This window comes from Pseudomonas sp. 1D4, from assembly GCF_001728925.1.
GTDB classification, from domain to species: domain Bacteria; phylum Pseudomonadota; class Gammaproteobacteria; order Pseudomonadales; family Pseudomonadaceae; genus Metapseudomonas; species Metapseudomonas otitidis.
The window spans coordinates 22883-35689 of record NZ_LXJQ01000039.1; the positions used below are offsets into that span (position 1 = coordinate 22883).

The window sequence follows — 12807 nt, forward strand, 5'->3', positions numbered from 1 at the left end:
CTCATGGAATCAGACGGTGACCAGCACATCGTCCCGGCCGGGTTGGCGGGAGTCCTGGCGATGGGTGTCGAGGGGATTGGCGTGGATCGCCAGCGCATGGGCGGCTTCGTCGCGCCCACGTCGATCGCGATCGGATTGGCTGAAACCGCCTTCGGCGAACACCGAGACGCTGACCGGCAGGCCCTGCTGGCCGGCCAGGTCCATGCGCAAGCGCTCGCTGCCCTGTTGCAGCAGGCGCGCGACATCCCCCTGGGATGCGGCGATCTGCACGCTGAGCTGCCCCCCCTCCTGGCGCAGGACGATGTCCAGGCTGCCCAGTTCGGCCGGCTCCAGCCGCAGCCGTGCGCTCTGGCTGCGCTGGCCAAGTTGCAGCTCCACACTCTCACGCAAGGCCTGGAGCATCTGCTCCCCCCAGCGCGCCTGGGGTCCGGCCAGGTGCAGCGTGCGCTCCAGTGGGCGTTCCGGCTGGGCATCGGCTACCTGGAGTGGGCTTGCGACCTGAGGCGCAAGCCGGAGCGGCTCGGGGAGCGGCTCGCGCAGCACCGTCTCAGTGGCTGGCGTACGTCCGGGGGTATCCGCCCGCTCGATGGCGAGCGGCTCCGGCTTGAGCCCAACTCTCTGCTCGGGCCTATCGGGCAGTGCAGATGCGGCTTCCACTGCTGCCGCGACACGCCGGCGCGACAGCGACAAGCGTTCTGCCAGGGCATCGTCCACCCGTGCGGCCTGTGCCCGTACTGGGGGAGCCTGCAGGTTTGCACCCTGGGTCCGCTGCCCCTGGAGCAGGGCCAGCAAAAAGGCAGCGTCGACGAACTCGACAGCATCCTCTTCGCGCTCTACCCCAGGCAGGGTCGGCGCCGGCTGCACCGACGCTTCGGACGGGCCGAGCGCCGCCAGGATCGGGTCCCACACCTCTGCGGTCACGGGAGTTTCACCGGCCGGCTGGGCAACAGCCGGCAAGACGGAGGGTTGCGCCGCGCCCGCAGGGGGCGGCACCAGAAGGTTGATATCCATGGGTTCAAGCTCCGGTTTGGCAGTCGTTGGTCAGGTAGGCATGGCGCCCTTCGGCAGCGTCCAGGTCATGGCTCAGTTGCCGTTCCAGATGGCGCAGGGCGGCAGCGCATTCACGCTGTGCCTGCTGGTGCAGCCGCTGCATGCGCCGGCACACCAGGCAGTCGCCGACTCCGGCGTGGCCCAGGCGCCGTAGCCTGATGAGGCAGGCGGCAATTTCCGCATCCAGGGGCGCCAGGGCGTCCCACTGACGAATGCTGAGCACCTGCACCATGCGGTCGGCCAGGGCGGCGAGGCGGCGGTGTTCAGTGGCGAGCGGCATTCACACCCTCCCAGCCTTCACGCAGCACGCCGAGCAGGCACACCACTTCATCCAGCCCCTCCAGAGAGAGGGTCACGCTGACGTCGGCAAGGCGGTAAATGCAGTAGTCGTAGAGTCGCGCGAGCCCCTCTACCAGTTCGCCACCGCCTTCGTAGTCGAGGGCGCTGGACAGGCCGTTGAGGATGTTCAGGCACTTCTCCAGGGACTGGCCCTTCTGTTGATACTGGCGCGCCTCGATGTGGCCACGTGCGCGGGCCAGTTCGTCCAGCAGGCCGTCGAACAGCACCAGCACCAGTTCGTAGGGCGCGGCCGCCGCCGTGCGGGCTTCGAGGTCCACGGTGCGGTAGCCACCGTAGCTGTCGTCCAGGTCGAATCCGTTCATTCGAACAGCCCTCCGGTCCCCTGCATCGACGAACTGGCTTGCACCAGTGCCGAGTACTGCCGCAGGTAGCGCTGATAGAGGGTGTCGAACTGCCGTTGCACCCCTTCCAGAACCCCGTCCATGCGGCGCAGGTTGCTGGCGACGGCCTCGCGGCGGCTCTTCAGCAAGCCGGTGCTGCCGGTGTAGGGCGTAAGGCTGCGCTCCAGGCTGTCCACCAGCCGGCCGGGCTCGCGAAACAGCTTGTCCAGCTCGTCGGGCTGCTCGGACAAGGCCTTCTCCAGTCGCGTGCTGTTCAGGGTGAGCTTGCCGTTGCGGTCGGCACTGATGCCGAAATCCACCAGGCTCCGGCCACCGAAGCCGTTACGCAGCAGCGCATTGATGCGCCCTTCGATGCTGCGGACCGTGGCGTCGCCGGCCAGTGGGCCCCGCACACTGCCATCGTTTCCACCACTGGCCGTCAGGCTGTCGAAGCTGCCCAGCAAGCTGTTGACGGCATCGACGAACCCCTGGACGCGCTCCCGGGTGCCCTTTTCGTCCCGGCGGACGGTGACCTGCAAAGGGCTTTCTCCGGGCCGATGCACCTGGCTGAAGGTCAGCGAAAGCCCCTCCACGACATCCTCGAAGTGATTGCTCGGGCGGGTCAGCAACAAGCCGTCCTCACCGCCCAGGCGGACCTGTGCATCCAGCGCCTGGGAGAGCACACGCGGAGCGGCCACAGCCGAAGCCAGGGCCGTTCCGGAGCCCCCCTGCAGGGAAAGCGACACCGCCTGGGCAGCGCCACTTTCCCGGGCGCTGACCATCAGGGACAACTTGCCATCGGCACGGACCAGCGCGGTGCTGATGCCACTCGCGGCAAGGGTCGTGGTCAGCGCCTGCTGCAACTCATCGGGGCTGTTGAGGCCATCGCCATCTCGGTCCACCGTGGCCAGGTCGAGGCTGTAGGACTTGCCACCCTGCTCCAGGGTCAGCACCCCCTGGGTGCCGATGCCCTCAGCCGTCAACCCTTCCAGGGCCAGTTGATGCGTACTGGCCAGACGCTCAACGAAAAAGCTGTAGCGCCCGCTGCTGGCGTTGGCCCCGATCGTGGCGCTGGCGCGTCCTTCCTGGCTGAACACCGCCTCATTGGTGAGGACCGGGCGGGATTCGCCCTTGAACTCGCGGATCGCCGTACTGAAGGTGCGCAAGGCCTTGTCGAGATTCGCCAGTGCATCCCCTTGGGCGCGATAGGCCCTCTGGCTGCGAGTGGCTCGCGACTGGGCCGCTTGGATGCCCAGCGTGGCCAACTTGAGGGCCTCCTGGCGGGCGTAGTCGGAATCGATATTCATTGGTCTGCTCCATTGAACTGGCAAGGGTGACCAGCACTAGAGCAAGGCTGATGCCAACCCCTGAAAGCCACGGAGCACAAGGCCTCCAGCGTTTCAGGGGGGAAGGCATGACAAAGCCGGACAACGACCTGGCGGAACGTCCACTTCCGCCCTCTTCCCATCCAGGCGCTATGAAGCGATCACCCAGGGAGTGAGCGCGAAGCCCTTCTTTTCTGAATCGCCAGAGGCTGCAAGGTGAAGAAAAAGCGCCCTTGCCTACCACATGCCCGGAAGCCCCTGAGGAAATCGCCTTGATGCAAACGGTCAGGCTCCGTCCTCCCAGTTGCACTGGACAGACCGTTGCTCACGCAACCGGAAGTCACCCTGGTCACGCCCCGGCGCTCCCTGGAGCACAGCACGGCCTGACAACAGACCTTGAAGCAAGCCGACCGCCTCATGAGGTGGGGCCTGTCTGGCGACGGCCATCTCAGGCCCATCGCCTGGCGCGCGGCCCAGCCCACGCATGAACGGGGCATGGTGCCCAACGAGCGCGGGATGGCCGCCCGGGCCTTGGATCGCAAGGTTTACGACAACCTGTCGAAAGTGGCCCGACGCCTGGCATGAAGCGGCAGTGAAGTTCGAAGTACCGCTGAACGGCTGTGCCGGCAACGCCCCACGCCGGCCCTATCCCACCTGGCACATCGGCGCAGGCGCGCCACGGCCTATGGAGGTCTGGGTAGAGCGCATTGATGTCGTCGACTGTCGCAACCTGGCCTACGAGCGCGTATATGGCGGGGATGGGTTATGCAGCAAAGACAGCAGGCTGGTGGGGGCTCCATCCTGGCAGCCGTGTCCCTGCGCATAAAAAATCCCGCACCCGGCGCGGCTCAAACACCGGGGCGGGCAAGGCGGGACATCAGGCCAGCAGGCTGACCACGGTGAAGCGTGAGAGCTGGGCCTGGGCAACGACCGCCTGGGCCACGGCCCCGTAGGAGTCGGAGCCTCGGCTCATGAGGTCGAACAGGGAGCGGGCGAATGACTGGGCCCACTGGCGCTCGTTGCGGGTCTCGGCATGGGCCAGGAACTGGCGAATCCCGTCCTGGCGCTTGGCCAGTTGGTCCCGCAGGCGCTCGATGCGTTCCAGTATGCCCAGCACCGTGTCGAGCAGACTGCGCAGTTCGCGGTGGCCCTGCCCGTCTGGTTCGGCCAGGGACTGCCAGCCTTCCTCATGACCGGCCAGGCTGCGCCGGGCTCGTGGAAACAGGCCACCCTCCCCCTGCACCTGCAGTTGGTCCTGCAACACCTGCCACTGGGTTTCGCTGGCACTGAAGCGCAGGCTGCCCTCGCTATCGAGTTCAGCCCGCAACCCGGCAGGGCCGAGCCCCTGGTTGAAGCGCCGGAGCACCTGTTCCGGCGCAAGCCCTTCATCGAGCACCACCGCCAGGGCTTCGCCCGGCTGACGGGAGAAGCTGAACACCAGGGTCTCGCGACCGGCGGCCTGGATGGCCTCCAGGGAATCCAGCCCCTCCAGGCGGAAGCGGCTACGTACCGGCTCCCCCAGTCGCAAGCGCAGGTCGGCGTCCAGGGACTGCCCCGTGCGTGCGCCCCGCCTCCGCAGCAGCGCATTCACGTCGCGGATGGTCTCGCGCAAGGTCTCGCGGTCGGACGGCAGCGAAGACGCCAGTTCTCGCCCCAGGTTGAGCTTGAGTTGCTCCAGATGCCCTACCAGTTCCCCCAGGTAGTGTTCGGTGGCCTGCATCTGGCTCAGTTGCTGGTTCAACTGCAGGTTGAACGCGGGCGGCTGGCTGGGTGAGCGCTGAGCTTTGCCACGGATGCTCGGCCGCTCCGGCGACACCGCTGCCGGTGCGACAGCGGGCTGGGCCACTGCCGTCTGTTGGCGCTCCCGAGGCGGCGGCGTGAGGGTGGGTGACAACTTCGGGGGATCGACCTTCATCGGGCGGTCTCGTTATCAGAGCAGGTTGAACAGCGAAAGGTCCTGGATGGCCAGGAAGGTTTTCTGGCTGGCCTTGATGGTGACCTTGTAGTTCTCCAGGTCCAGCAGTGCGCTGGGGTAGTCCAGGTGCGACAGGTCGTACTCAAGTTGCTTGTTGACCAGCGAGCGCTCCTCGTTGGCCTGGGTCAGCAGGCTCAGCGTGCCTTGTCGGCCGCCCAGCTCGGTGATGGCAGCGAGCACGCCGTCGTGGCTGGTGTCCAGTACATCGAGCAGTTCCCCGATCTGCTTCACCAGGGCCGGGTCACCGCTCTGCATGCCAGGAGCCAGGAAGGCCTTGCCCAGCGCGTGCAGATCGTTGAGCACCTTGAGATCGGGGCCGAGCATGCCCAGCAGGGTGACGTTCTCGTCGATCAGCACCTCGTTGCCCACCGTTGCCTGGCGGATGCTGGCGTTGCCACCGGCCCGGTACTGGCCGGTGGCGGGGTCCTGCAGCAGGGCCGGCTGGTCGACAAGGGTGCCGGAGAACAGGTAACGCCCGTCCTCGTTGCGGCTGTTGAGCAGGTTGGCCATGAGGCCTTCGAGGTTCTTCATCTCCCCGGCGATGGCGCCCAGGTCCTGCTCCGAATGGGTGCCATTGCGCGCCCAGAGCAGCATGTCGCGCACGCTGATCATGGCGTTGGAAACCGACCGCAGTTGGGTTTCCTGGGCCGAGAGGCTCGACGACACGCTGTCGATGTTGATGTGGTACTGAGCCAGGCTCGCCTGCTCCCGCGCATTGCGCATCAGGCGGATGCTGGCGATGGGGTCATCGGACGGCTGCAGCAGGCGCTGGTTGGTACTCATCTGCTGCATCAGCCGGCCGATCTCGAGGCCATTGCGGTTGAGTGCCTCGCTCATCAGGGCTCTGGTCTGGACATTGGTGATGCGCATGGCAGGTCCTCAGAAGCTCGCCAGCATGGCGTCGAACAGGGTGTTGGCGGTGGCGATCACCTTCATGTTGGCCTGGTAGGCCTGCTGGTAGGCGATCAGGTTGGCCGCCTCTTCGTCGCCATTGACCGCACTGGTGCCATCGCGCAACGCCTGGGCCTGACGGGTGACTTCGGTCGCGGCGGCGAGGTCGTCCTGGTTCTGCCGGCTGGCGCTGGCCACCTGGCCGACCAGGCCGGCATAGGCGTCGTGGAAGGTGGTGGGCGAGCCCCCCAGGACAACAGGCTGCCGACGCACCTCGTACAGCGCGAGCAGCGTGCGGTTGTTGCCGGCCTCGCCGGGAGCATCGGAGAAGGCCAACTGGTCAGGCCCGATGCCCGTCAACGTGAGCAATTGGCTGACGCTGCCCGGCTCGAAGCGGAACAGCGCCTGGCCCGGGTTGCCCTGGCGGTCGAAGCCGTCAGCCAGCACGTCGTTGACCTGCTCGGCGAACTGCCCGGCCATCTCCCGCAGCAGCGCCTGGTTAGGGCGCAGCAACTGTGTTTCGGTGACATGCAACGCTCCCAGGGTGCCACCGAGCCCCTTGGGGGACAGGCCGGCGCGGGTGCCGGCGAACTGCAGCTCGATGTGCTGCTGGTTGTCAGCGTCGCGAACCACTTCCAGGTGGCTCGCGGTATCACCGATCACCAGCGGCTGACCGCTGGCCAGGGTGATGTCGTAGGCACCGTCCGGGGTTTCCAGGGTGCGTAACTGGACGTGCTGACCGAGAGCCTTGACCACTTCGTCGCGGTGGTCCTGCAGGGTGGCCACGTCACCGCCGAGTGCCTTCGTCTCGATGATGCGGCGATTCAACAGCGCCAGGTTGGCCGTGATTCCGTTGATGTCCGTCACCAGCGCCTCCCGCTGCCCCATCAGACCGTCGAGCTGGTTCTGCAAGCCACTGGAAAGGCCGTTGAAGCGCTGTGCCAGGTTGCCCGCCTCGACCAGCAGTTGCTGGCGCAGGGCCTGGGACGAGGGTGTGGCACTGGCCTCGCTGACGGCACCGAAAAACCGATCGAGCCCTGTGCTGATGCTGGTGCCTTCGCCTGCCACCAGGCTCTCAACGGCCTGGAAGTAGGGCCGCGCGCCGGCATGTAACTGCTGCTCGGCACCAGCGCGCCACAGTTGCTGGTTCTGGAACCCATCGGCGATGCGACGGATGGCGGCCACGTCGACGCCACCTCCCTGTCCGGCCACCGGCCCCATGCGCGACTGCAGCACGGCATGAAGGCGGCTGTAGCCGGCGGTATTGCGATTGGCCGTGTTCTGCGCGGTGGTGGCCAGGGCGATCTGGCTCGCCTGCAGGCCGGTCAGGGCGATCTGGCTGATCAGACTCACGCGTCGTTCTCCTCATGCCGGGGTCGGATGCTGGGGGCGAAGGCCCCTGATTGGGACGGCAGGCCGCCCCGTGAGGGAGAAGGGGCGACCGGCGGGGACGCGCGGTTAAGGTCGCGGAGGATGCCCCGGGTATAGGCACGGGTTTCCGCATAGGGAATGGCGTCGACCCAGGCTTCGACGGAGAGTTCGCCCCGACGCGGATCACCGACGCTCGACAGCCACTCATCCACCCGCCCGGGGCCTGCGTTGTAAGCAGCCAGTGCCAGGGCCGGCTGCTGGTCGTAGCGCTCCAGCAACTGCTCCAGGTAGGCACTGCCCAGGCGCAGGTTGTAGTCGGGATCATCCAGCAGCCGTTGCAGGTCGAATGGCAGCCCCAGGGCCTGTGCCATGTCCCGGGCAGTGCCCGGCATCAGTTGCATCAGGCCCAGCGCCCCCTTGGCCGAAACCGCGCGCGCATCGCCGGCCGACTCATGGCGGACCACACTGCTCACCAGCGAACGGAACGCGACAGCGCCTCGAACCAGCGGCGACAAGGGTGCAGCCACCCCCGCCACCAGGTCGGCGGCGCCCCCCAACCACTCCCCCAGCGTCCGACGCGGGACAGGGTGGACGGGCCTGGCTACCGGGGCCGGCAGCCGTTCCAGCGGTGCCGCAGGCCGGCGCGCCGGGTCGGGCGGGTCGCCGCCCAGTTGCGAGACCAGCAGCTCGGCGATACCCGCCTGCCCGCTGCCAGCCAGGTGCCGGGCCAAGGCCTCGTCATGAAGATCACGCAGCGTATCGAGCTGGCGACTGCGCAAGGGACTGCCTTCGGAGAGCACATCGCCAGCCTTGCGCATCTCCTTGAGCAGTTGCTGCAGGAACAGCGCTTCGAAATCCTCCGAAGCAGCCTGGAGCGGCGTCCGGGGCGCCTGCGTCGAACGCAGCGCCTGGCCGGCCGACGCCAGCGAGGGGGGGAGTGTCGATGTCATCAGGAGTTCCTCAGATCACCACCAGCTCGGCATTCAGCGCGCCCGCGCGCTGCAGGGCCTGGAGGATGGACATGATGTCGTCGGGGGTGGCGCCCAGGCGGTTGACCGTGTCGATGATGCTTTCCAGGGTCGTGCCCTCGGGCCACTTGAACATGGGGTTGGTCTGTTGCTCCACGCCCACATCGGAGTTGGGCGTGACAGTGGTCTGCCCACCGGACAGCGGCGCCGGCTGGCTGACCTGGGGGTTCTCGCTGATGGTCACGCTGAGGGTGCCGTGGGCCACGGCGGCGGCCTTGACTCGCACGCCCTGCCCCACCACCACGGTGCCGGTGCGGCTGTTGAAGACCACTTTGGGCCGGGTCCGCCCGGGCTCCACCTCCACCGCTTCAAGCAATGCCATGAAGGCCATCCTGGGTCCGGGGGCCACCGGCGCGCGCACCGAAACCCGGGCGGATGACAAGGCATTGGCCGTCCCGGTGCCGAAGCGCTGGTTGAGTGACTCCACCACCTGGTTGACGCTCTGGAAGCCAGGCTCGCGCAGGCTCAGCATCACCTCGCTGCGCTCGGCGAAGTCGCTGGGGATACTGCGCTCCAGACTCGCGCCGTTGGGGATCAGCCCGGAGGTGGGGCTGTTCAGGGTGACGCTGGAACCACTCTGGCCCTCGGCCTTGACGCCCCCCACCAACAGGTTGCCCTGGGCCACGGCATAGACCTCGCCGTCGATGCCCTGCAACGGGGTAAGCAGCAGCAGGCCGCCCCGCAGGCTCTTGGCATCCCCCAGGGACGACACGGTGACATCCAGCGTCTGTCCCGGCCCGTAGCCGGGCGGCACGCTGGCGGTGACCATCACCGCAGCGGTGTTCTTCAGCTTGGGATCGGTTCCCGGCGGCAGGTTGACGCCGAACTGCTTGACCATGTTGGTCACAGACTGGTTGGTGAACTTGACCTGGTTCTTGTCGCCGGTGCCGTCGAGCCCGACCACCAGCCCGTAGCCGAGCAACTGGTTGTCACGGACCCCTTCGACATCCACCAGATCCATCAGCGGGACAGCCCGGCCGAGGGGCTGCCAGGCGAGCCCGAGCAGGCCGAGCAACAGGGCGGCGTAGATGCGCATGGAGCACTCCATCAGAGGGGGAACAAAGGGGACGTGAAGAAGCGGGTCAGCCAGCCGGCGCTGTTGCTGTCGTTGAGCACCCCGCGACCGGCATAGGAGATCCGCGCGTTGGCCACCTGCTGAGACGACACCCGGTTATCGCGGTCGATGTCGTCGATGCGCACCAACCCGGTCAGGCGGATGTACTCGTCCCCCTGGTTGAGCCGCAGCGCCTTCTCGCCCTTCACCAGCAGCACACCGCCGGGGAGCACCTGGTGCACGGTCACGGCGATGGCCCCGCGCAGGGTGTTCTGCTGGGAGCTCTTGGCCGAGCCGGAGAAATCCCGCTCGGCGCTGGCCTGGTTGTTCAGACGGTTGTAGATCCGATTGCGCAGGGTCGGCAGCGGGATGTTCAACGAGGAACTCTTGTCGAAGCTGGTGCCCGCGCTCTTGCTGGACTGGGTGGATTCGTCCAGCACCACGGTGACGATGTCGCCGACACCGATGGCGCGCTTGTCGCGCAACAGCGAACCACCGTAGCCGGCGCGGAACAGCCCGCCGGAGGTGGGCGGCGGGCGTGCATAGTCCAGCGCCGGGGGCTGGTAGGCCGAGGAACTCTCGTCCGGCAGCAGTTCCTGGGCACTCTGGCAGCCCGCCAGAGCCAGCGTCACGAGCAGCAGCAACAGCAGCAGCAGGACACGCATCACCGACCTCATACGGTCTGGTTCAGGAACTGCTGCATGCCGGAAGCGGCATCCAGCACCTTGGCGTTGGCCTCATAGGCGCGCTGGATGGCGATCATGCTGACCATGGCCTCCACCACCTGCACGTTGGAGCCCTCGAGCACCTTCTGCTTGAGGTCGCCAAGCCCTTCCTGGCCAGGCACGCCCTCCACCGCCTCGCCACTGGCGACCGTCTCCTTGTAGAGGTTGCCGCCCAGGGCTTCGAGGCCACCGGGGTTGGTGAAGTTGGCGAGCATGATCTGCCCCAGTTCGGTGGGCTGGGCAGAGCCGGGGAGCATGACCGTCACGATGCCGTCACGGCTCACGGTGAATTGGCTGGCGCCGGCGGGCAACTGGATGGCCGGCAACAACGGCAGCCCCTGGGCGTTGACCAGCATGCCTTCGCCATTGAGCTGCAACTGGCCGTTCTCGGTGTACCAGGTCTCGCCGTTGGGCGACTCCACCTGGAAGAAACCCGGCCCGACGATGGCCAGGTCCATGGGCTGACCGGTGGGCTGCATGCTGCCCTCGGTGAAGACTTTCTGTGTGCCGGCCACGCGCACCCCGCTGCCGAGCTGGATGCCCGAGGGCACGGTGTTGACCTGGTCGGCCTGGGCGCCAGGCGGCAGCTCGATGGCGTAGAACAGGTCCTCGAACACCACGCGGTCGCTCTTGAAACCGACGGTGTTGACGTTGGCCAGGTTGTTGGCCACCGCCGCCAGGGCGGTGTCCTGGGCGGCGAGCCCGGTCTTGCTGACCCAGAGTGCGGAACTCATGGAGGTTCTCCTTGTTGGTAAGGCGGCGCGCTCAGGCGCCGCGAATCATGCGATTGCCGTTGGCGGCCAGATCGTCAGCGGCCTTGAGCAGCTTCACCTGGGTCTCGAACAGGCGACTGAGGCTCAAGGTGCCGGTGAGCTCTTCGATGGCGGAGACATTGCTGCCCTCCAGGTAGCCTGCGGCGAGCTGCACCGTTTCACTGGCCGCGGCCGGGTTGCCATCGAGCGTGACCAGCAGGCCGCTGGCGTCCTTGCGCAGGCCGGCAGGGGGGGCATCGACACGCTTGATACGCCCCACCTCGGCCATCAGGTAATCGCCGCGGGGCTGGATCGACACCGTGCCATCGCTGCCGATGGCCAGGCGGTCGTAGGGCGGCAGTTCGAGCGGCCCACCCTCCCCCAGTACCGGACGCCCGCCGAGGCTGAGGCGGCCGGCGGCGTCCACGGTCAGGCTGCCATGGCGGGTGTAGGCCTCCCGGCCATCCGCCAGTTGCACGGCGATCAACCCGGGGCCACGGATGGCCAGATCGAGGTCGCGCCCGGTGGCCATCAGCGGCCCCGGCTTCAGGTCGATGCCGCTGGATTGCAGCCGCGTAGGGTGGCGGCTGTCGTAGCCGGCCCCCTCTACCGGCACCGCCTCGGCACGCGCGAGGTCGGCGCGGAACCCGGGAGTGCTGACGTTGGCAAGGTTGTTGGCGCGCACGTCCAGGGCAGCCTGCGTGCGGTTGGCGGCGGTCATTGCCGTGTAGCCCAGTCGATCCATGGTGGTTTCCTCAGACGGCGGCGAACAGGGCCTGGATGAGTTCCTTGTTGGTGCTCACCACCTTGGTGTTGGCCTGGTAGTTGCGCTGCCCCTCCATCAACCCCACCAGCTCGCGGGTGAGGTCGACGTTGGAGCCCTCCAGGGCGCGGGTCGTCAGCGCTCCGAACTGGCCGCTGCCGGGCGTACCCAGCAAGGCCGCGCCAGAGGCGCTGGTCTCGCTCCAACTGGTGCCGTTCTGGTCGGCCAGGCCGCCGGGGTTGGTGAAGCTCGCCATCACCACCTGCCCCTGCAGCAGCCGCTGGCCATTGCTGAAGGTGGCGTAGATGCGGCCGTCCTTCTCCACCGCCGTGCCGGTGCGCTCACCGGTGGCATAGCCGTCGGCGCGGTTGGTGCCGATGGCGAAGGGCGAGCCGAACTGGGTGGAGCCGGCATAGCTGAGGGCCAGGTTCAGGGGCTCCACACCGGGCAGCGGCTGCGTGACGGTCACCGGGGCGACCGGCGATGCCAGGGTGCCGCTGGTGGTGAAGCTCAGGGGCTGTGCGGCACCGGCACTGGCACCGTCGACGAAGTAGCGGACGTCCCACTGGTTGCTGCCGGTGTTGATGAAGTACTGCGTCAGCGCATGCTTTTTCCCCTGTGAGTCGAACACCTGCGTGGTCTGGGTACAGGTGTAAGTGTCGGGATTGGCGGGGTCGAACGGTGTGACCTTGGGCGGTGTGGCGTTGGCATCGAGGTTGGCCACGAAGTCCACCCGACTGCTGGCCTGGGCCGGCAGGTTCCCGGTCTTCTGCTGCAGGTCACCCAGAACGCCCACCTGCAGCACCCCGGCGTCATCGGCGGAATACCCCTGGACCCGCCCTCCCGCTGCCACCAGGTAGCCCTGCTCGTCGTTGCTGAACATCCCGGCGCGGGTGTAGCGGGTTTCTCCACTCTCGCTACGGGTGATGAAGAAGCCACCGCCGGCAATGGCCAGGTCCAGGTCGCGGCCGCTGGCGTTGATGGAGCCCCGCAGGCTCATGCTCTGGGTCACGGCCTGCACCTCCACACCCATGGGCTGGCCGGCGGAATACAGGCTGGCGAACTCGGCGCGGTAGGACTTGAAGCCGCTGGTGGCGGAGTTGGCAATGTTGTGGCTGACGGTGCTCAGGTGCTGGTTCACCGCGTTCAACCCGGTCAGGGCGATATTGAAACTCATGGTCTACCTCTCGCAG

At 67.3% G+C, this 12807-nt stretch carries 13 protein-coding genes; all 13 read right to left on the minus strand.

The window, feature by feature from the left end:
• Window positions 1-9: 9 nt before the first annotated feature.
• Window positions 10-1011 (minus strand): flagellar hook-length control protein FliK, encoded by a 1002-nt coding sequence (locus tag A7D27_RS18765; protein WP_069565730.1) that lies wholly within the window; start codon window positions 1009-1011, stop codon window positions 10-12.
• 4 nt (window positions 1012-1015) lie between these two features.
• A complete protein-coding gene (locus A7D27_RS18770) occupies window positions 1016-1330 on the minus strand; it encodes a hypothetical protein (protein WP_069560182.1) in 315 nt (104 codons plus the stop codon).
• On the minus strand, window positions 1314-1712 hold the full coding sequence (gene fliS, locus A7D27_RS18775; protein ID WP_069560183.1) for a flagellar export chaperone FliS: 399 nt from the start codon (window positions 1710-1712) through the stop codon (window positions 1314-1316). Before fliS ends, A7D27_RS18770 begins: the two co-directional genes overlap by 17 nt.
• Window positions 1709-3037: a flagellar filament capping protein FliD gene (fliD, locus tag A7D27_RS18780; RefSeq protein ID WP_069560184.1), complete on the minus strand. Its 1329-nt coding sequence runs from the start codon at window positions 3035-3037 to the stop codon at window positions 1709-1711. Before fliD ends, fliS begins: the two co-directional genes overlap by 4 nt.
• 895 nt (window positions 3038-3932) lie before the next feature.
• Complete coding sequence (locus A7D27_RS18785; RefSeq protein WP_069560185.1) at window positions 3933-4970, minus strand: hypothetical protein; 1038 nt, start codon at window positions 4968-4970, stop codon at window positions 3933-3935.
• Between the two features lie 15 nt (window positions 4971-4985).
• The gene (flgL, locus tag A7D27_RS18790) at window positions 4986-5900 is read right to left on the minus strand and encodes a flagellar hook-associated protein FlgL (protein ID WP_069560186.1); all 915 of its coding nucleotides are present in this window, start codon (window positions 5898-5900) and stop codon (window positions 4986-4988) included.
• 9 nt (window positions 5901-5909) lie between these two features.
• Window positions 5910-7274 carry a flagellar hook-associated protein FlgK gene (gene flgK, locus A7D27_RS18795; RefSeq protein ID WP_069565731.1) on the minus strand — a complete coding sequence of 455 codons (1365 nt, stop codon included), beginning with the start codon at window positions 7272-7274 and terminating at the stop codon, window positions 5910-5912.
• Window positions 7271-8242, minus strand: a complete 972-nt coding sequence (locus A7D27_RS18800) for a transglycosylase SLT domain-containing protein (protein ID WP_069565732.1) — start codon at window positions 8240-8242, stop codon at window positions 7271-7273. The genes flgK and A7D27_RS18800 overlap by 4 nt, the downstream gene beginning before the upstream one ends.
• A gap of 10 nt (window positions 8243-8252) precedes the next feature.
• Window positions 8253-9356: a flagellar basal body P-ring protein FlgI gene (locus A7D27_RS18805; protein WP_069565733.1), complete on the minus strand. Its 1104-nt coding sequence runs from the start codon at window positions 9354-9356 to the stop codon at window positions 8253-8255.
• A gap of 11 nt (window positions 9357-9367) precedes the next feature.
• Window positions 9368-10039, minus strand: coding sequence for a flagellar basal body L-ring protein FlgH (flgH, locus tag A7D27_RS18810; RefSeq protein ID WP_069560190.1), 672 nt, complete (start codon window positions 10037-10039; stop codon window positions 9368-9370).
• 8 nt (window positions 10040-10047) lie between these two features.
• Window positions 10048-10833: a flagellar basal-body rod protein FlgG gene (flgG, locus tag A7D27_RS18815; RefSeq protein ID WP_069560191.1), complete on the minus strand. Its 786-nt coding sequence runs from the start codon at window positions 10831-10833 to the stop codon at window positions 10048-10050.
• Between the two features lie 31 nt (window positions 10834-10864).
• Entirely contained in the window at window positions 10865-11596 is a 732-nt protein-coding gene (locus tag A7D27_RS18820; protein ID WP_069560192.1) for a flagellar basal body rod protein FlgF, read from the minus strand.
• A gap of 10 nt (window positions 11597-11606) precedes the next feature.
• The gene (gene flgE, locus A7D27_RS18825; protein WP_069560193.1) at window positions 11607-12791 is read right to left on the minus strand and encodes a flagellar hook protein FlgE; all 1185 of its coding nucleotides are present in this window, start codon (window positions 12789-12791) and stop codon (window positions 11607-11609) included.
• Window positions 12792-12807: the final 16 nt, after the last annotated feature.

Excerpts from the sequence above, each read along its gene's own strand:
- fliD (WP_069560184.1), bottom strand. The coding sequence starts at position 3,037 with ATGAATATCGATTCCGACTACGCCCGCCAGGAGGCCCTCAAGTTGGCC.
- flgE (WP_069560193.1), bottom strand. The coding sequence starts at position 12,791 with ATGAGTTTCAATATCGCCCTGACCGGGTTGAACGCGGTGAACCAGCAC.
- A7D27_RS18765 (WP_069565730.1), bottom strand. The coding sequence starts at position 1,011 with ATGGATATCAACCTTCTGGTGCCGCCCCCTGCGGGCGCGGCGCAACCC.
- A7D27_RS18805 (WP_069565733.1), bottom strand. The coding sequence starts at position 9,356 with ATGCGCATCTACGCCGCCCTGTTGCTCGGCCTGCTCGGGCTCGCCTGG.
- flgH (WP_069560190.1), bottom strand. The coding sequence starts at position 10,039 with ATGCGTGTCCTGCTGCTGCTGTTGCTGCTGCTCGTGACGCTGGCTCTG.
- A7D27_RS18800 (WP_069565732.1), bottom strand. The coding sequence starts at position 8,242 with ATGACATCGACACTCCCCCCCTCGCTGGCGTCGGCCGGCCAGGCGCTG.
- flgL (WP_069560186.1), bottom strand. The coding sequence starts at position 5,900 with ATGCGCATCACCAATGTCCAGACCAGAGCCCTGATGAGCGAGGCACTC.
- A7D27_RS18770 (WP_069560182.1), bottom strand. The coding sequence starts at position 1,330 with ATGCCGCTCGCCACTGAACACCGCCGCCTCGCCGCCCTGGCCGACCGC.
- fliS (WP_069560183.1), bottom strand. The coding sequence starts at position 1,712 with ATGAACGGATTCGACCTGGACGACAGCTACGGTGGCTACCGCACCGTG.
- A7D27_RS18820 (WP_069560192.1), bottom strand. The coding sequence starts at position 11,596 with ATGGATCGACTGGGCTACACGGCAATGACCGCCGCCAACCGCACGCAG.
- flgG (WP_069560191.1), bottom strand. The coding sequence starts at position 10,833 with ATGAGTTCCGCACTCTGGGTCAGCAAGACCGGGCTCGCCGCCCAGGAC.
- A7D27_RS18785 (WP_069560185.1), bottom strand. The coding sequence starts at position 4,970 with ATGAAGGTCGATCCCCCGAAGTTGTCACCCACCCTCACGCCGCCGCCT.